Origin of the sequence: Micromonospora sp. NPDC050784, from assembly GCF_044456765.1 — a bacterium.
Classification (GTDB): domain Bacteria; phylum Actinomycetota; class Actinomycetes; order Mycobacteriales; family Micromonosporaceae; genus Micromonospora; species Micromonospora foliorum.
The window spans coordinates 62,125-78,959 of record NZ_JBITGG010000022.1 but is presented as its reverse complement, the minus strand read 5'-3'; the positions used below and the strand labels follow the sequence as shown (position 1 = coordinate 78,959).

The 16,835-nt window shown below is 73.0% G+C and carries 16 protein-coding genes; 10 read left to right on the top strand and 6 right to left on the bottom strand.

The features are described 5' to 3' along the window. Positions 1–74 precede the first annotated feature (74 nt). From ACIBD9_RS26150 to ACIBD9_RS26135, 4 genes are all read left to right on the top strand, one after another. The gene (locus ACIBD9_RS26150; RefSeq protein WP_396721639.1) at positions 75–1,187 is read left to right on the top strand and encodes a hypothetical protein; all 1,113 of its coding nucleotides are present in this window, start codon (positions 75–77) and stop codon (positions 1,185–1,187) included. A gap of 29 nt (positions 1,188–1,216) precedes the next feature. Continuing rightward, positions 1,217–2,266 carry an NAD(P)H-dependent flavin oxidoreductase gene (locus ACIBD9_RS26145; RefSeq protein WP_396721638.1) on the top strand — a complete coding sequence of 350 codons (1,050 nt, stop codon included), beginning with the start codon at positions 1,217–1,219 and terminating at the stop codon, positions 2,264–2,266. A gap of 67 nt (positions 2,267–2,333) precedes the next feature. After that, entirely contained in the window at positions 2,334–3,425 is a 1,092-nt protein-coding gene (locus ACIBD9_RS26140) for an SRPBCC domain-containing protein (protein WP_396721637.1), read from the top strand. A gap of 13 nt (positions 3,426–3,438) precedes the next feature. Beyond that, entirely contained in the window at positions 3,439–4,074 is a 636-nt protein-coding gene (locus ACIBD9_RS26135; RefSeq protein ID WP_396721636.1) for a hypothetical protein, read from the top strand. A gap of 45 nt (positions 4,075–4,119) precedes the next feature. On the opposite strand, the gene ACIBD9_RS26130 is transcribed toward ACIBD9_RS26135, so the two are convergent. Further along, complete coding sequence (locus ACIBD9_RS26130) at positions 4,120–6,156, bottom strand: glycosyl hydrolase family 28-related protein (protein ID WP_396721635.1); 2,037 nt, start codon at positions 6,154–6,156, stop codon at positions 4,120–4,122. Positions 6,157–6,375: 219 nt separating this feature from the next. Between ACIBD9_RS26130 and ACIBD9_RS26125 the strand changes: the two genes are divergently transcribed. The 3 genes from ACIBD9_RS26125 to ACIBD9_RS26115 all read left to right on the top strand — a co-directional run bounded on the left by ACIBD9_RS26125 (position 6,376) and on the right by ACIBD9_RS26115 (position 8,582). Further along, the gene (locus ACIBD9_RS26125; RefSeq protein WP_396721633.1) at positions 6,376–7,470 is read left to right on the top strand and encodes an NYN domain-containing protein; all 1,095 of its coding nucleotides are present in this window, start codon (positions 6,376–6,378) and stop codon (positions 7,468–7,470) included. A gap of 268 nt (positions 7,471–7,738) precedes the next feature. Then, positions 7,739–7,960 carry a hypothetical protein gene (locus ACIBD9_RS26120; RefSeq protein ID WP_030335934.1) on the top strand — a complete coding sequence of 74 codons (222 nt, stop codon included), beginning with the start codon at positions 7,739–7,741 and terminating at the stop codon, positions 7,958–7,960. Between the two features lie 445 nt (positions 7,961–8,405). Then, positions 8,406–8,582 carry a hypothetical protein gene (locus ACIBD9_RS26115; protein ID WP_396721631.1) on the top strand — a complete coding sequence of 59 codons (177 nt, stop codon included), beginning with the start codon at positions 8,406–8,408 and terminating at the stop codon, positions 8,580–8,582. A 158-nt stretch (positions 8,583–8,740) separates the two neighbouring features. On the opposite strand, the gene ACIBD9_RS26110 is transcribed toward ACIBD9_RS26115, so the two are convergent. The 4 genes from ACIBD9_RS26110 to ACIBD9_RS26095 form a co-directional block, all read right to left on the bottom strand. Then, positions 8,741–9,289: a DUF1062 domain-containing protein gene (locus tag ACIBD9_RS26110; RefSeq protein ID WP_396721629.1), complete on the bottom strand. Its 549-nt coding sequence runs from the start codon at positions 9,287–9,289 to the stop codon at positions 8,741–8,743. 236 nt (positions 9,290–9,525) lie between these two features. Beyond that, entirely contained in the window at positions 9,526–10,587 is a 1,062-nt protein-coding gene (locus ACIBD9_RS26105; protein WP_396721627.1) for a Gfo/Idh/MocA family oxidoreductase, read from the bottom strand. A 95-nt stretch (positions 10,588–10,682) separates the two neighbouring features. Continuing rightward, positions 10,683–11,348 (bottom strand): response regulator, encoded by a 666-nt coding sequence (locus ACIBD9_RS26100; RefSeq protein WP_396721626.1) that lies wholly within the window; start codon positions 11,346–11,348, stop codon positions 10,683–10,685. Then, positions 11,336–12,628, bottom strand: a complete 1,293-nt coding sequence (locus tag ACIBD9_RS26095) for a sensor domain-containing protein (protein WP_396721624.1) — start codon at positions 12,626–12,628, stop codon at positions 11,336–11,338. Before ACIBD9_RS26095 ends, ACIBD9_RS26100 begins: the two co-directional genes overlap by 13 nt. Before the next feature lie 162 nt (positions 12,629–12,790). Here ACIBD9_RS26095 and ACIBD9_RS26090 point away from each other — a divergent pair, with 162 nt between their 5' ends. From ACIBD9_RS26090 to ACIBD9_RS26080, 3 genes are all read left to right on the top strand, one after another. Beyond that, on the top strand, positions 12,791–13,486 hold the full coding sequence (locus tag ACIBD9_RS26090) for an SDR family NAD(P)-dependent oxidoreductase (RefSeq protein WP_396721622.1): 696 nt from the start codon (positions 12,791–12,793) through the stop codon (positions 13,484–13,486). Next, on the top strand, positions 13,480–15,114 hold the full coding sequence (locus ACIBD9_RS26085; protein ID WP_396721621.1) for an MFS transporter: 1,635 nt from the start codon (positions 13,480–13,482) through the stop codon (positions 15,112–15,114). The genes ACIBD9_RS26090 and ACIBD9_RS26085 overlap by 7 nt, the downstream gene beginning before the upstream one ends. Before the next feature lie 84 nt (positions 15,115–15,198). Continuing rightward, the gene (locus tag ACIBD9_RS26080; protein ID WP_396721619.1) at positions 15,199–15,966 is read left to right on the top strand and encodes a TetR/AcrR family transcriptional regulator; all 768 of its coding nucleotides are present in this window, start codon (positions 15,199–15,201) and stop codon (positions 15,964–15,966) included. A 24-nt stretch (positions 15,967–15,990) separates the two neighbouring features. On the opposite strand, the gene ACIBD9_RS26075 is transcribed toward ACIBD9_RS26080, so the two are convergent. Continuing rightward, complete coding sequence (locus ACIBD9_RS26075; RefSeq protein ID WP_396721617.1) at positions 15,991–16,812, bottom strand: helix-turn-helix transcriptional regulator; 822 nt, start codon at positions 16,810–16,812, stop codon at positions 15,991–15,993. Positions 16,813–16,835: the final 23 nt, after the last annotated feature.

The following is a 16,835-nucleotide window of genomic DNA, read 5'->3' as shown; positions in this document are numbered from 1 at the left end:
TGACCGCCGCCGTTGGCCGCGATCGGCCAGGATGGGCGGGTGGCCGGTCACGGCCGCGACGAGGAGGGTGGGCGATGCGGGTACGCGGACGGTTGACCTGGGGGCGGCGTGCTCGTGCGGGGGCGGTGCTGACCGCGTTGCTGGCCGGCGTGGTGCCGTCGGCAGTGGCGCTGGTGCCGGGCGCCGCCACGGCGGGCGCGGCGGCGGGGACGCCCGTCTGCCAGGTGCGCGACGACCGGCTGCGCGAGATCTCCGGCATGGTCGCCACCGACGACGGGTACGTGGTGATCAACGACGGGGCCGATGACGAGGCCCGCCGTCGGATCTTCTTCCTCAACCAGCGCTGCGCGGTGGTGCGGACCGTCTCCTTCCCGTCCCGGCCCCGCGACACCGAGGACCTGGCCATCGGCCGGGACGGCACCATCTGGGTCGCCGACATCGGCGACAACGACCGCTCCCGGCCGACGGTCGGCGTGTGGCGGCTCGCGCCGGGGGCGAAGCAGCCGGTGCTGCACCGGATGAGCTATCCGGACCGTCCGCACGACGCCGAGGCGCTGCTGCTCGACGCGTCCGGTCGGCCGCTGATCGTCACCAAGGGCGGCAGTGGCACCGTCTTCCTGTACGCGCCGGCCACCGCGCTGCGGCCGGACGCGACGACGCCGCTGACCGCGCTCGGTCAGGTGACCCTGCCGTCGACCACGACCAGCAACCCGTTCTCGTTCCTGGGGCGCGGGGTGATCACCGGCGCGGCGAACGCACCGGACGGACGGCGGGTGGTGCTGCGCAGCTACGCCGACGCCTTCGAGTACGACGTGCCCGACGGCGACGTGGTCCGCGCGTTGACCACCGGCACCCCGCGGACCACCCCGTTGCCGGACGAGCCCCAGGGCGAGTCGATCACCTACAGCCGAGACGGCCGCTCGTTGCTCACCGTCTCCGAGTCCGCCGATCAACCAGCCGGCACCCGCTCGACGATCCTGCGCTACCCGGCCACGGCCACCACGGCCACCTCCGCGGCCCCGACGGAGTCCGTCGACCCGGTGGCGTCCACGGCGGTCCGTCCGGCCGCCGGGCAGGTCGGCGGCGGGGGTGGGCGGACGTGGCCGCTGGCGGTCGGCGCCGGGACACTGCTGGTCCTGATCGGGCTGGCCGGCGTACTGCGGTGGAGGCACACCGCGCGCCGGTGAGCGGACCGGGCCTGCGGCAGGATGGGGGGATGCCCGTCCTGTCCACGTTGCGCCATCCGATCATCGCCGCCCCGATGGCCGGCGGACCGTCCACGCCCGCGCTGGTGGCCGCCGTGTCCGCAGCGGGTGGGCTGGGCTTCCTCGCCGCCGGGATGATCGACACCGGCCGGCTGGTCGCCGACGTCGCCGACGTCCGCGCGCGTACCGATCGGCCGTTCGGTGTCAACCTCTTCCTGCCCGATCCCGGCGGCGTCGACGAGGCCGCCATCCAGGCGTACGCCGAACGGCTCGGCCCGCAGGCCGCGCGGCGCGGGGTGAGCCTGGGCGAGCCGGTGGGCGGCGACGACGCGTACCCGGAGAAGCTGGCCGCGCTGCTCGCGGACCCGGTCCCGGTGGTGTCCTTCGTGTTCGGGCTGCCCGACCGGGCGGCGGTGACCGCCCTGCGCGAGCGGGGCACCGAGGTGTGGGCCACCGTCACCCGCCCGGACGCCGCGACCGCCGCCGCCGACCTGGGCGTGGACGCGGTGGTGGTGCAGGGCACCGAGGCCGGTGGGCATCGCGGCGGGCTACCGGACGACGACGACTACGGGCTGTTGCCGCTGCTGCGGCTGACCGCCGCCCGCTGTGACCGGCCACTGGTGGCCGCGGGTGGCCTCGTCGACGGCCCTTCGGTGGCCGCCGTGCTGGCTGCCGGCGCCGCCGCCGCGCAACTCGGCACGGCCTTCCTGCGCTGCCCGGAGGCGGGCAGCTCGCCGATGCACCGGGCGGCGGTGGCCAGTGCCACGCCTACCGCGTTGACCCGGTCGTACACCGGTAAGCGGGCCCGTGGCGTGGCCAACGACTTCCTGCGCCAGCACGACGCGGTGGCACCGCGCGGTTACCCCCAGGTGCTGCACCTGACGCGTCCGCTGCTCGCCGCCGCCCGGCGGGACGAAGACGCGTCGGTGGCCAACCTGTGGGCCGGGCAGGCGCACCCGCTGGCTCGGGACCTGCCTGCGGCGCAGGTGGTCGCCGAGGTGAGTGCCGGCGCCCGGGCCGCGCTGGCCACAGTGGCCGAGCGGTCCAGCCGCTGGGGTTGAGCAAGACGCCGGCAACCGGCTCGGGCGGGTGGGACAGGCCGGCCGGGCAACCCGTTAGAGTCTCGCCGTGATCGAGATCGGTGCGCAGGTCGAGCTGTCCCACCCGGCTGAGCGGGTCTGGCGCGCCCTGACCGATCGGGAGTTGCTCGGCCGGTGGTTCGCCGAGGCCGAGATGGTCGAGGGCGTACCGGACCGGATGCTGCTGCACACGGGCGGCCTGCCCGGCTTCGAGGCCGACGTCGAGGTCGAGGTGACCGAACGGCAGGAGCCGGACCTGCTCGTGCTGGCCTGCGACGAGGCCGGCCGGCTCAGCGAGCTGACCTGCACGGTCACCGCCACGAAACAGGGCTGCCGGCTGGAGCTACGGGAGGCCAGCACGCACGGCGCGTGGTCCGCCGAGCAGCACGAGCCGCGCGAGCAACAGCTGCGGCAGGCGTTGACCGTACGGCTGCCGGCCATCCTCGACTGGATCGCCTTCCAGCAGGTCGACCTGCGCCGCGCCGACGGTGGGATGACCACGGAACTGCCGCTGATCGGCGTACGCGGCGGGGCCGGCCGTAACCCCCGACGGCGTCGCACGCTGGTGGCCGTGGTCGCGGGGGCCGTGCTGGTGGCGGGGACGGCGGCATGGGTGACGTTGCCGCCCGACGCGAAGCCGGCCGCCGCGCCTGCGCCGACAGCGACCGCGTCGCCGACCGTGACGGCCGGCCGGGCCACCGCCACGCCCACGGCGATCCCCTCGACGCGCCCCACGCGGACCACCGCGTCGGCCTCCACCCGCCCGAGCCGGACCCCGTCGGCGAAGCCCTCGCGGACGCCCGTGTCGGCCGCGCCGCCCCCGCCGCCGGCGCCCATGGTGGCCCGCTACGAGACCGACTCCAGCCGCCTGTTCGGCTACACCGGCGAGATCGTGGTCGGCAACCCCGGCGGCGCACCGGTGGCGGACTGGGCCGTGGTGGTCACCCTCGCCGAGGGCACCACCGTCGACGACGTCGACGGCGCGAACTGGCGACAGGACGGACGGGCGATCACCTTCACCGGCGCCGCCGTGGCCGCCGGGGGATCCCGGACGATCAGCTTCGACGTCCGCGACAGCCGGCCGAAGGCCCGGGAACCGGAGAGCTGCACGATCGGCGGGCAACCCTGCGCGGGCCTCTGACTAGGCTTCCGGCATGGCACTGCTGCACAGGGCGACCCTGCGCCCCACGAAGTTGGACCTGCTCGCGACCTGGCTGCCCGACCGACAGTGGTTCGCCGGACCGGCCGGCGTCGAGGTGGTGAGCCGGGGCGCCTACCGCTTCGACGACCCGGCCGGCGAGGTCGGCATCGAGACGATGCTTGTCGCTGCCGCCGACGGGCCGGTCCACCATGTTCCGCTCACCTACCGTGCCGCGCCCCTCGACGGTGCGGAGAGCTGGCTGGTCGGCACCACCGAGCACTCGGTGCTCGGCCGACGCTGGGTGTACGACGGCTGCGTCGACCCGGTGTACGCCGCCGCGCTCGCCCACGCCATCCTCACCGGCAGCGGCCAGGCCGAGCAGTACTTCGAGGTCGACGGCCGACGCGAGGTGCGGGAGCCTACGGTGACGGTCGTCGTCGACACCGCCGCCGACGCCCCGGTACCGGCCGTCGGCGCGGTGCGCCGGGTGGTCGACGAGGACCGCACGCTCATCGACACCGACACCGTCGAGCTGGTCGTCGTACGCCGGCCGGGGGCCGGGGTCGCCGGGTCGGCCGGGGGCACCCTGAGCGGCAGGTGGGACGGTCAGCCGACGACCGTGCCGCTGGCGTACGCCAGGCCGCGCTGATCTGTGCACGGTGGGCGGCCCGATCGCTCGGGCCGCCCACCGCTCTCACCACTGCGCCGGAGGCGGGGGCGGCGACACGGGGGGCCGGTCGTCGCAGGTGATGGTGTTGGGCAGCAGCCACGGCGCGAGCCACCCGCCGTCGTTGCCACCGAGGTCGGTCAGGGTGAACTCCGAACCGGCCGGGGTGAAGTGGAACGAACCGCAGTTGTTGACGCCGACCGCACCCACGTTGCGGGCGTCCACGTTGGCGAACGAGGCGGACCCGGCCGCGCGGGCGCTGACCACCGAGGTGCCGGTGCCATCGACGCGGACGTCCCGGAACCGCACGTCGGAGATCGAGTAGAGATCCTTCACCGGCCAGTCGCTGACCAGCATGATCGCGTTGTACGTGTTGTCCAGGTACGCGTCGCCGGTCACCTCGATGGGCGCCTCGATGCTGCGATCCAGGGCGAAGACCCAGATCGCGCCCAGCCCGATGTTCCAGTTCAGCTCGTACGTGCCGGCACGGGCGGTGGTGTTGTTGGTGAACCGCAGGTGCCCGGTGAACGGCTCGGCGCCGAAGCGGGCCCCGGCGTGCAGGCCGCTGCCCTCGCGGACCGGGTCGGCGACCAGGTTGTGCGAGACGGTGGTGTCGGTGCCGCCGTAGATGGCGATGCCGTTGGCCAGGGTCGGTGACTGCACGGTGTTGTGGTCGAACGTGTTCCGCGCGTTGGCCGTCTTCTCCGACCACATCGCCAGGCCGTCGTCGCCGGTGTTGCGGACGAAGTTGTGCGCCACGAGGGAGTCGGTCACGCCGGTGTGGAAGTTGAGCGCGTCGGCGATCTGGTCGACGATGACGTTGTTGGTGACCCGGACGTTGCGCATCGGGCCGTCGAACCACAGACCCGCCTTGGTGTGGTGCAGGTAGAGCCCGTCGATTGTGGAGTCGGTCATCGCCCCACCGACCGCGTTGACCTGGTCGGTGTCGATGCGCTCCCGCACGTCGCCCTCGATGGCGAAGCCGGAGAGGTGCACGTTGCGGCTGCCGCCGTCGGCGGCGTCCCGACCGTAGAACCCGACCCCGGTGTGCACCGAGCCGTCCGGCGCGGGGGTCGGCAGGGCGACCTCGCGGCCCTTGATGATGGTGTACCAGTTGCCGGCGCCCTTGATGGTCACGTCGTCGACGTTGATGTGCCGGTTGACCTGGTAGGTGCCCGGCGGGATGTACACCGTGAGGTGGGCGCGCCGAGCGAAGGCGATGGCCCGGTCCAACGCGTCGGCGGAGTCCCGCCGGCCGGTGGGGTCCGCGCCGAAGGCGAGCACGTTCGCCGCGAGCAGCCGGACGTGCGGCGGCGCGACCAGCTCGGAGTCGAGCAGGTCGATGACGGTCCAGGCGGCGGCGCTACCGGGCGGCGCGGTGAGCCGGACCTTGTCGCCGGCCCGGTAGGTACGCCCGAGCAGCAGCCGCTGCTCGTCGTAGAAGTGGGTGGGCCGGAACGGCTTGTCGATGCTCGGGTACGGCGTGGTGGCCGACGGCACGCACTGGCACTCGGTGATCCACCAGTCCGGGTGCAGCAGCCCGGCCTGCGGGTCGTTCGTGAACGGGTACTGGTTGTAGAGCCACGAGTACTGCGAGGTGAGCGTCATGGTGCGCAGGTGCTTGCCGTTGACCGCGACCCGCAGCGGGGCGGTGATCCCGCCACCCTGCGGGGCGTCCGGGATGCTGTACCGCACGGTGATCCCGTTCGCCGCGCTGGGCAGGACGAACTCCACGTACTCCCCGGGGGTGAGCCGGACCGCCCGGCGGCCGGAGGCCTCCGCGGGCAGCGTGTAGGCGGACCGGTCGGGCCCGATGATCTCGCCGTTGGTGCGGGCGTTCTCCGCTTCCTGCTCGAGGAAGTCGACGTCCGCGCCACGTCCGGCGACCAGCGCCGGATCGAGGGCGGCCCGGGTGACCACCGGCTGCGCGCCAGCTGACGCGTGTGGACTGGCGGCGGCCACGGTGGGCGCGGCGACCAGCACGGTGAGACCGGCCGCGAGTGCGACGGCGGTGCCGCTTCGCCGGCTGGGGCGTCCCCGCGCCGGCATGAGGCTGCGAAACATCGGTGACCCTCCTGGGTGGGTGGTGGTGGAGGTCCGCCCGGCGCTCCCCCGACGCCCGACATTGATCGCCATGATGCAGCACCAGACATGGCACTGCAAGACGACTATCGAACAACGAAAATAAACGACTATCAGGCCGCAAGAAATGGACGGTCGTCGAGTTGAGGTGTCGCGCGTCGCCCGCCCCGACCAGCTCATGCCGGGCGTAGGCTGGTCCGCGTGGATCAAGAAGACCGGATCGCCCTCTTCCTCGACTACGAGAACCTCGCGTTGGGCGCGCGCGACCATCGCGGCGGCGCGGCCTTCGACTTCCGGCCCATCGCCGACGCGCTGGCCGAACGAGGTCGGGTGGTGGTCCGCCGGGCGTACGCCGACTGGTCCTACTTCGACGAGGACCGCCGGATGCTCACCCGGTCCCACGTCGAGCTGATCGAGATCCCGCAGCGGATGGGTGCGTCCCGCAAGAACGCCGCCGACATCAAGATGGCCGTCGACGCCATCGAGTTGGCGTTCGAACGCGAGTACATCTCCACCTTCGTCATCTGTAGCGGTGACAGCGACTTCACCCCGCTGGTGCACAAGCTGCGGGAGCTGAACAAGCGGGTCATCGGCGTCGGGGTCGAGGGGTCCACCTCGGGGCTGCTTCCCCCGGCGTGCGACGAGTTCCTCTACTACGACCGGCTGGAGGGCGTGGACATCCCGCCGGCCCGTGGCCGGCGTGCTCGTCCCAGCACCCGGCAGGCCGGCGCGGAGCAGCGCCCACCGGAGCCGGAGCGGGAGCACGAGCCGGAGGTGGACCGCCGGCCGGCGGGGGAGGAGCCCGGCCGCGACGTCGACGCCCTCGCCGTGCTGGTCGCCCAGTCGGTCGCCGGGTTGCAGGGCAGCGCCAACGGTGAGGTCACCGCCTCCCGGCTCAAGCGCACCCTGCTGCGCAAGGACCCGACCTTCAGCGAGTCCGACTACGGCTTCCGCACCTTCGGCGAACTGCTGCGCCACCTCGCCGAGCGCAACGTGATCGAGTTGGCCGAGGGCCCGGCGAAGGGTGACCCCGAGGTCTCGCTGCCCGAGCACGGCGACCGGGAGGTGGCGTTCGGCCTGCTCCGGGGTGTCGTGGCGGACCTGGGCAGCGGCGGCAACCCGGTGGCGTTGTCCGGGTTGAAGAACCAGGTCCGCCGGGCCCGCCCGGACTTCAGCGAGAAGAAGCTCGGCTACCGCAGCTTCCTGCAGTTCTGCAAGGCCGCCGCCACCGCCGGCGTCCTGGACCTGCGCTGGAGCCCCGAAGCCGACGACTACCTGCTGACCACCCAGGGCTGACCGCCCCGCCCTTCTCGCGTTGATCAAGAGGTTGGCGTCATCGGGAACGCCATTCGTGACGCGAACCTCTTGGTCAACACAGAACGGGGTGGGGTTGCGGGTGGAGGGGGTGGGGTTCCTGATTCGCAAGTCAGGAGCGGGAGAACCGCCCGTTATGGTTTCGAACCGTCAACGGTTGGCCCGAAATGCGCCTGGATTGTCGTCCTTGCCCCGGTCCGGGCATACCTGCGCCGTACCCTCGGCGCGGGAATTGCTATACGGTCGGCGAATGAAGGTGGAGGAGCATTGGTGGAACGGAGACACGACCCCGCGCGGGCGCCGGGACGTGTACATCCGTACTGACGGGCAGGGTTGGGAGGTCCGCGCCCAGATCGGTGGGGCGTCGGGTCGTGAGCGGGTGCAGCAGTGCCCAAGCCGGGCCTCGGCGGCCATCCTCGCCGACGCCTGGCGCGGGACCCACCCATCCTGGCGTGAGCTGAAGCAGCGCTGATCCGGCACCGGGCCGGGTCGGCAACGCTCCCGGGCTCCAGCCCGGCGCGCCCGCCGACCGGCCCGGCGCTCGGTACCCCGGTCCGCCGAAAGCGCCCAGCGGTTCACCCCCGACCGCGTTCAGCCCACAGGTCACCGCCTCTGCAGCATGACGGACGCTACGTCTGCCAGAAGGGCCAACGCCCAATCCAGTTGCGGGCAGTTGTCGCACCCTTGGCACTCACGGCAGCCGCCGGCTCGCCACGGCCTGTCGAGACCCCGGATCCAGTGCGCATCCAGCACCCGTGCCTGCTCATCACCAGTGATCACGTGATGAGAAACAGGTCTCCAGAGGCGATTCAGCTACTTTTCATCACTCGATCAAGAGACAGCGGCAGAGCCTCCGTGTCTCTGCCCTCAGGTCGGGTACACGTGCGTTTGCCGGTCGCGCCCGATGGAGGTCGCCCATGTCCCAGGGTCCCGACGAGGAGAACCCCAGGATCGACGAGGAGGTCCGGGAGGCGGAACGTCGGCTCGCCGACTTCGCCACATCGTCGGACGAGGCGCGGACCGACGATGACGCCCTGACCGACGACGACGCCCGGGTGCCGGACGACGCGCCCTCCGAGCAGGACGCCGACTAGGGCCGCCCGAACCGGACCGCGTGATCCACTCGACTCTCGTGCAATCGGGTGGTCGGGGGCGGTCCGACACCGCGACGTCACGGAAGCCCAGTCGACTAACGTGCTGACCGCCCAACAGGGCCTGCCCGGCAGTCATGCCGGACAGGCCCTGGCGCCGGTCAGCGCTTGAGGGTGAAGGTGAAGTCGCCGGAGAGCTTGCCGCTCAACCGGACTCCCGAAACGATGTTCCCCTCCGTGATCTGTCGGTCGACCTCGCCCCGCGAAAGACCGCAACCCTCGGCGATCAGTCGGGTCGGCCGGACCGGGATCCGCGCCGCGTTGCGGACCGCGACGTCGATCACGTCGAGGTCCAGGTGCTCCGATCCGCCGGTGTCGAGACGCCAGGCGTCGGTCCAGTCCAGGGCGAACCGGTTTCGGTGCTGAACGCCCGGATCCCGGAGCAGTTCGGCGGTCAGGCCCGGGTCGTTGGCATGGAGCCGGTCCAGCAGTTCGGATGGGATGGAGCGCACCGTCATCCGGTCCAGGACGGTGAGCTTCGCCGTCTCCCCGCACTCGGTGCAGAGCGCGAGAAGCCAGACGTCGAGGAGCTTGTGGTTGGCGTTGACACGGAACTTGCCGCTCGCCCGAAGGCGTTGGGACGGGCACCCGTGGCAACGGCGGTCAATGATGGGCAGGCAGGTGGGCACGACGGCCCAATTTTTGAGCACAGAAGTACACCGGTCTCAGTGAGAAGTCCGCAGCAAAAAGGAGCGCGGCGCAGCTGCGCGACGCGCGACAGATCAGCTCTCGGGAGGTCTCACAGGGTGTACAACGGCACGTCCTTGCCTAGACGACCACGTTGCGCAGCACGGTAACGGCGCACGGCGGCGCCGCTCCACTGGTTTTCGCGTACGCGGCGGCCCGGCTGGCGGGAGGTGCCGACCGGTCGGGTGTCAGGCCCCGGTCAGGCGGTCGGGACCGGCAGCACCACGCCCTCGGCCGCCGACCGGTGTGCCAGCTCGATCAACTCGACGGTGTGCACCGAGTCCCGGGGATCCACCGGCATCGGGGCGCCGTCGCGCAGCGCGGCCGCCACCTGGGCGTAGAAGCTCTGGTACGCGCCGGGCTCGGTCGGCACCGGCCGCAGGTCACCGTCGACGCCGAGCAGGCCGTAGCGGTCCGGCGGGACCTCGCCCCAGCCCGGCTGGTCCGGTCGGCCGCCATCGTGCAGCGCCGCCTCCTGCACGTCCAGCCCGTAGCTGGTGTAGCCGGCCCGGTCGCCCAGCACCCGCAGGCGCGGCCCCAGTTGGGCGGTCACCGCACCCATCCACAGGTGCGAGTGGACCCCGCTGGCGTGGGTCAACGCCACGAAGGCGTCGTCGTCGACGGCCGCGCCCGCGCGGCGACGGTCCACCTCCGCGTACACGCGGTCGACCCGGCCGAACAGCTGCACCGCCTGGTCGACGAGGTGGGCGCCGAGGTCGAAGAGGGCGCCGCCGGCCTCCTCCGGACCGGCAAGCTCGCGCCAGCCCGGCTTGATCGTCGGACGGAACCGCTCGAACCGGGACTCGAAACGCAGCACCTGCCCCAACTCGCCCTGCTCGACCAGGCGGCGGACGGTCAGGAAGTCGCCGTCCCAGCGCCGGTTCTGAAAGACCGTCAGCGGCACCCCACGCTCGGTCGCCTCGTCGATCAGCACGCGGCCCTCCGCGGCGGTCGGGGAGAGGGGCTTGTCGACGACGACCGGCAGGCCGGCGGCGATCGCCGCGCGCGCCATCGGCACGTGCTGCCGGTTCGGCGTCGCCACCACGACCAGGTCCAGGGCGTCCGGGGTACGCCACAGCTCGTCGGCGTCGTCGACCAGGCGGGCGTCCGGGAAGTGCTGTCGCGCCTGCTCGCGCCGCTGCGGGTCACGGGTCACGATGGCGTCGAGCCGCAGCCCGGGGGTCGCGGCGATCAGCGGCGCGTGGAACACCCGGCCCGCCAGCCCGTACCCCAGCAGACCAACCCGCAGCGCCTTCGCCATGCCGTGCCCCCGTCTCCCTGGTCCGCGCCCTGACCTGGCGTCGGTACCGCTGGGAAGAATCTACGCCCGGGGCGGCCGGGCCCGATCTCGGCCCGTCAGCTCACCGGGTCGGCGCGCAGGTAGGTGAGGACCGCGAGCACGCGACGGTTGGTGTCGTCGCTGGGTGGCAGGTCGAGCTTCAGCAGGATGTTGCCGACGTGCTTGCCGACCGCCGCCTCGCTGACGTGCAGCCGGCCGGCGATCGAGGCGTTGGACCGACCCTCCGCGAGCAGCGCCAACACCTCGCGTTCCCGGGCGGACAGCGCGGCGAGCGGGTCGCGGGGGCGGTGCAGCAGCTGCCGGACCACGTCCGGGTCGATGGCGGTCCCGCCGCCGGCCACCCGCCGCAGAGTGTCGACGAACTCGGTGACCTCGGCGACCCGGTCCTTGAGCAGGTAGCCCACTCGTTGGCCGTCGCCGCTGTCCAGCAGCGCCGCCGCGTACCCGGTCTGCACGTACTGGCTGAGCACCACGACCGGGAGGTGAGGTCGCTCGGCGCGCAGCGCGACCGCCGCGCGCAGCCCGTCGTCGCGACGGCCCGGCGGCATCCGGATGTCGGTCAGCACCAGGTCCGGTTGGTGGTCGCGAGCCGCCGCCAGCAGTTCGGGCGCGGAGCCGACCGCCGCGCACACCGTGAAGTCGAAGCGGGTCAGCAGCGCGACCAGGCCCTCCCGCAGCAGCACCTCGTCCTCGGCGAGCACCACCCGGGTCACCGACGACATGGCAGCTCCACCCGGACCAGGGTAGGCCCGCCGGGTGGGCTGGACAGCAGCAGCCGGCCGTCCACGGCGGCGACCCGGTCGGCGAGCCCGGTCAGGCCGGTGCCCCGGCCCGGGTCGGCGCCGCCGTGGCCGTCGTCGGTCACCTCGACGACGAGGTCACCGCCGGCCCGGCTGAGGCGTACGTCGGCGCGGGTCGCCCGGGCGTGCCGGGCCACGTTGCCGAGCGCCTCGGAGACCACGAAGTAGGCGGTGGTCTCCACGATCTCCGGCAGCTCGTCGTGCGGGTCGGCGTGCACGGTGACCGGGATGGTGGCGGCGTCGGCCAGCTCGCGTACGGCGCCGGCCAGACCGAGGTCGGTGAGGCTCTGCGGGCGGATGCCGTGCACCAACTGCCGCAGCATCACCATCAGGCCCCGGGCCTGGTCGTGCGCCACGGCGAGGGGTCGGGAGGCGGGGGAATCCTCGGGTACGTCCAGCCGGGCCAGCCCCAGTTGCAGGGTGAGGCTGGTCAGCCGGGGCTGCGCGCCGTCGTGCAGGTCGCGCTCGATGCGGCGGCGTTCGGCCTCGTACGCGCCGACCAGTCGGGTGCGGGAGCGGCTGACCTCGCGCAGCGCCGCCGCGTCCATCGGCCAGGCCAGTGCCCACCGGGCCACGGCGGCCTGGACGGCGGCGAGCAGACCGGTGGCGTAGCAGAGCACCGGGATCAGCAGCACCCCCACGATCGCGTACGGAATGGCCTCTCCGGTGCTGTCGATCGGCTGCCAGATCACCACCGGCTGGTTGGCGTCGCCGGCCAGCCAGGGGCTGGAGATCATCCCGAGGTCGAGCAGCACCAGCACCAGGAACACCCAGTACGCGACCGGCGTGAACCCGCCCAGCCAGAACAGGTACGCCACCTCCCGCCAGCCGGCGAGGGTTCGGTACCGGGCGGCCAGGCCCGGCCACGGCGACGCGGGCAGCGGCCGGCCGTCCACCAGCCCGAGCCGCCACCGCTCGACGGCGGCGACCGGGAAACTCACGATCGGCGCGAGCGCCAGCAGGGCGAGGCTGCCGACCCCCAGGAACAGCATGAGCGGGATGCCCGGCGGCCGGTCGTGCAGCAACAGCCCGTTGGCGGCGGCCAGCAGGGGCGCGACGATGACGAGCAGCCCGACGCCGAGGACACCGGCGATCGGCACGGTGGTCACCAGGTAGGCCAGCGCGCGCCAGGGCCATGCGGAGATCAGCCAGCGGCGGCGGCGCAGAGCCTCGGCCAGGTGCGAAGGGTGTTCCGTGGTCATGCAGCAGACGCTAATCGCGGGCGACCCGGCGCCCCAGCCGTCCACATCCACTCTTCGGGGTATGCCCAGCACTACCGGCGATCGGGTGTGCGGGGTGGGTAATCGGGAAGAACGAGCCGTCACGCGGCCCGCGTGACCTGTGTTGGCGGCGGCTGGAGAGACATGGGTGCCAGAACCTTCGTGGTGGTCGGCGGGACCAGCGGTCTCGGCCTCGCGGTGGCCCGACTGCTCGTCGACGAGCATCACGTCGTGGTGTTCGGCAACGTGCCGGCCGAGGTCGCCGCCGTGACCGATGAGCTGGGTTGCGACGGCGCCGTCTGCGACGTCTCCTCCTACGAGCAGGTCCGCGACGGGTTCGCCGAGGTGGTCGAGCGCTACGGCACGATCGACGGGGTGGCGGCCTGCGCCTCGATGTGGGCGGGCGGCGAGCTCGGGGACCTGTCGGTGGAGCACATCCGCCGGGCCGTGGAGATCAACGTCCTGGGCATCACGTACCTGTTGCGGGAGGCGGTGCAGCACCTGCACCGGCAGGGCCACGGGAACGTCGTGTACATCGGCGCGCTGGCGCTGGCGGCCCCCCGGCCCGGCATTCCCGTCTACCGGGCCACCAAGAGCTACGGCAACAGCCTGGTCGACTCGCTGGCCGAGGCCCAGCACAGCAACCGGGTCAAGGTGATGCAACTGCACCCCGGGCCGATGCCGACGCGCCTGCAGGAACGGGTGGGCGCCGAGTTCCTGGACGAGGTGTACGCCATGCCCGAACAGGTCGCCACCGAGGTCGTCCGGCTGCTGCTGCTCGAACCCGACGACCTTTACGTCTCCGGTGAGCGCGTGCTGCGCGCGGACGGGCGGTGGTGACGGCCGCAGCCGGACCCGCCGACCGTCCGGCCTCGGCCTGGGCACCGCTGCGTACGGCGGTCTACCGCAACCTGTGGCTGGCCCTGCTCGCCGCCAACATCGGCACCTGGATGCAGACCGTCGGCGCGCAGTGGCTGCTGATCAACCACTCCAACGCCTCGACCCTTGTCGCGTTGGTGCAGACCGCCAGTCTGCTGCCGGTGCTGCTGCTGGCGTTGCCCGCCGGGGTGCTGGCCGACAGCTTCGACCGCCGGCACCTGCTGATCGCCGTGCAGCTGTTCCTGGTGGCGGTGGCGGTGGCGTTGACGCTGCTCACTGTGACCGGCCGGATGCCGCCGGCGCTGCTGCTCACCCTCACCTTCGCGTTCGGGGTCGGGCAGGCGCTGACCCTGCCGGCCTGGGCGGCGGTGATCCCGGAACTGGTGCCGCAGGACCAGCTGCGCTCGGCGTCCGCACTCGGTTCGATAAGCGTGAACGTGGCCAGGGCGGTCGGGCCCGCGGTGGCCGGCGTGCTGATCGCCCGTACCGGCGTCGCCCCGGTCTTCGGCATCAACGCCGTCGCCTTCGGGGTCTTCGCGTACGCGCTGTGGCGCTGGCGGCCCGGCAACGCCCGCGCGGTCGAGGTGCCCGAGCGGTTCGCCGCCGCGTTGCGCGCCGGCAGCCGCTACGTACGCCACTCGCCGACCGTACGCCGGCTGTTGCGCCGTGCGTTGGTCTTCGTGGTCCCGGCCAGCGCGCTGTGGGCGTTGCTGCCGTTGGTCGCGAACCGGCGGCTGGGGCTGGGCTCCGGCGGGTACGGGGTGCTGCTGGCCGCCCTCGGCGTGGGCGCCATCGCGGGTGGCGTGCTGCTGGCCGTGATCCGGACCCGGCTGTCGGCCAACCAGCTCCTGCTGATCGCCGGGGCGCTGTTCACCGTGGCGCTGACCGTGGTGGGCACCGTGCGGGTGGTGCCGCTGGTGCTTCTTGCCCTGCTGCCCGCCGGGATGGCCTGGGTGACGGTGCTGGCCAACGTCAACGCCGAGATGCAGCTCTTCCTGCCCAGTTGGGTACGGGCCCGGGGCCTGGCCGTCTACCAGGTGTGCTTCGCCGGTGGGCAGGCGGTCGGCGCGCTGCTCTGGGGGTTGGTGGCCGACATGGTCGGGCTGGCGCCGGCGTACCTGGCGGCGGCGGTGCTGATGTTTGCCGGCACCGTGACGAGTCGGATCTGGCCGTTGCCGGACCTGCGGTCGGTGAACCGGGAACCGGCGGCCTACTGGCCACAACTGCACCTGGCCCACGAGCCGGACCCGGGGGTGGGGCCGGTGCTGGTGACGGTGCAGTACACGGTCCGGCCGGAGCGGACCCAACGGTTCCTGGCGGCGATGGACCTGGTGCGTGGGGCACGGCAGCGGACCGGCGCGATGCGCTGGGGGCTGTTCCGTCCGGCCGAGACGGTGGACCGGTTCGTCGAGGTGTACCTGGTGCCCTCCTGGGACGAGCACCTACGCCAGCACGGTGGCCGGTTGACAGGTGAGGACCGCGCGGCCGAGCAACGGGCCCGGGAGCTGACCGACGGGGAGCCGGAGGTCCGACACCTGGTGCCCGCCGCCGCCGGTCCGACGCTGTCGGACGAACGCGAGGCGCTGTGACCTACGCCTCGGGGCGACCACCCGGGGGCCGGCGCCTGCGCGCGGGCGTACGGCGTACGGCCGCGTTGTTAGGATGGCCGCACCATGGCGAACGAGCGCAAGGCGACCGCGGACCCGGCCCGCAGCCTGGCCCTTCTCTGGCGCACCCGGGAGCCGACCAGCCGCAGCGCCGGTCCGGCGCTCAGCGTCGACCGGATCGTCCGGGCCGCGATCGACATCGCCGACGCCGAGGGGCTCGACGCGCTGACCATGCGCCGGGTCGGTGAGGCGTTGGGGGTCGGCACGATGTCGGTCTACACCTACGTGCCGGGCAAGGCCGAACTCGTCGCCGTCATGGTCGACACCGCGTACGGCGAGATGCCGCGCCCGGCCGTCGGGGGCGACTGGCGTACCCGGCTGGAGCGGATCGCCCGCGACAACCTGGCGCTCTACCAGCGGCATCCCTGGATGCTGCGGGCCGAGACGACCCGTCCGGTGCTCGGCCCGCACCTGATGGCGAAGTACGACTACGAGCTCCGCGCGATCGTCGACATCGGGCTCACCGACGTCGAGGTCGACGCGGTGCTCACCCTCGTGCTGGGCCACGTGAAGAGCGCCGCGCGGGCCGCCTCCGAGGTGGTCGACCTGGAGCGCGAGACCGGCATGACCGACGGCCAGTGGTGGCAGTCGCACGCGCCGTGGCTGGAGACGTTCATGGCGGCCGACGCCTACCCGACCGCCTCCCGGGTCGGCACCGCGGCCGGCCAGCAGCACGGCGCCGCGTACGGCCCGGAGTACGCGTTCGAGTTCGGGTTGCAACGCGTCCTCGACGGGATCTCGGTGGTGGTCGCCGAGCGGGCGGCCGACCGGTAGCCGGCCGGTCGGGGGCCGGCGAAGCTAGCGTGGCACTGCCCCGCGGCCCAGCCGGGCGAGCGAGCGCGCCGACGGGCTGCCCGGCTCGGCGTGATAGACGACAAGCGACTGGGTGGTGCCGCTGATCGTGAGCTTCTCGTAGCGCAGCGCCAACTCGCCCAGCTCCGGGTGCTGGAACACCCGCACCCCACCGCCCGCGCGGACGGTGACGTCGTGCCGGGCCCACAACCGCCGAAACCGCTCGCTGCCGGCGGTCAGCTCCGCCACCAGTTCGACCAGGCGGGGGTCATCCACCTCGGGGCCGACCTGTGCGCGCAGGCCAGCCACCGCGTTGGCCGCGACCGCCGTCAGAGCCGGGTAGAGCGCCGGGACGCCCGGGTCCAGGAAGACCGCGCGCAGCAGGTTCACCCCGGCGGTGAAGATCGGCGCCAGCGCGGTCGCGGCGGGGTTGGCGAAGAGCACGTCCAGGTGTCGACCGTGCACGAAGGCGGGCGTCTCGGCCCACGAACCGACCAACTGGCGGATGCCCACCGGCACCCGCTCCGACGGTCGCGCCGCACGGCGGGAGGGCACCGGCCGGGCCAGGCCGTGCAGGTGTGCCGCGGCGTCCGCGTCCAGCCTCAGCGCGCGGGCCAGGGCCTCGATCACCTGCGTCGACGGGTGCCGGTCGCGCCCCTGCTCCAACCGGAGGTAGTAGTCGGCGCTGATGCCGGCGAGCAGGGCGGCCTCCTCGCGCCGCAGGCCGGGCACCCGCCGACGGCCGTGCGCCGGCAACCCGACGTCACCCGGCCCGATCTGCTCGCGCCGGGCACGCAGGTATTCGCCGAGCGGGCCGGCCGTGCTCACCCGCCCATCGTAGGAGCCGCCAC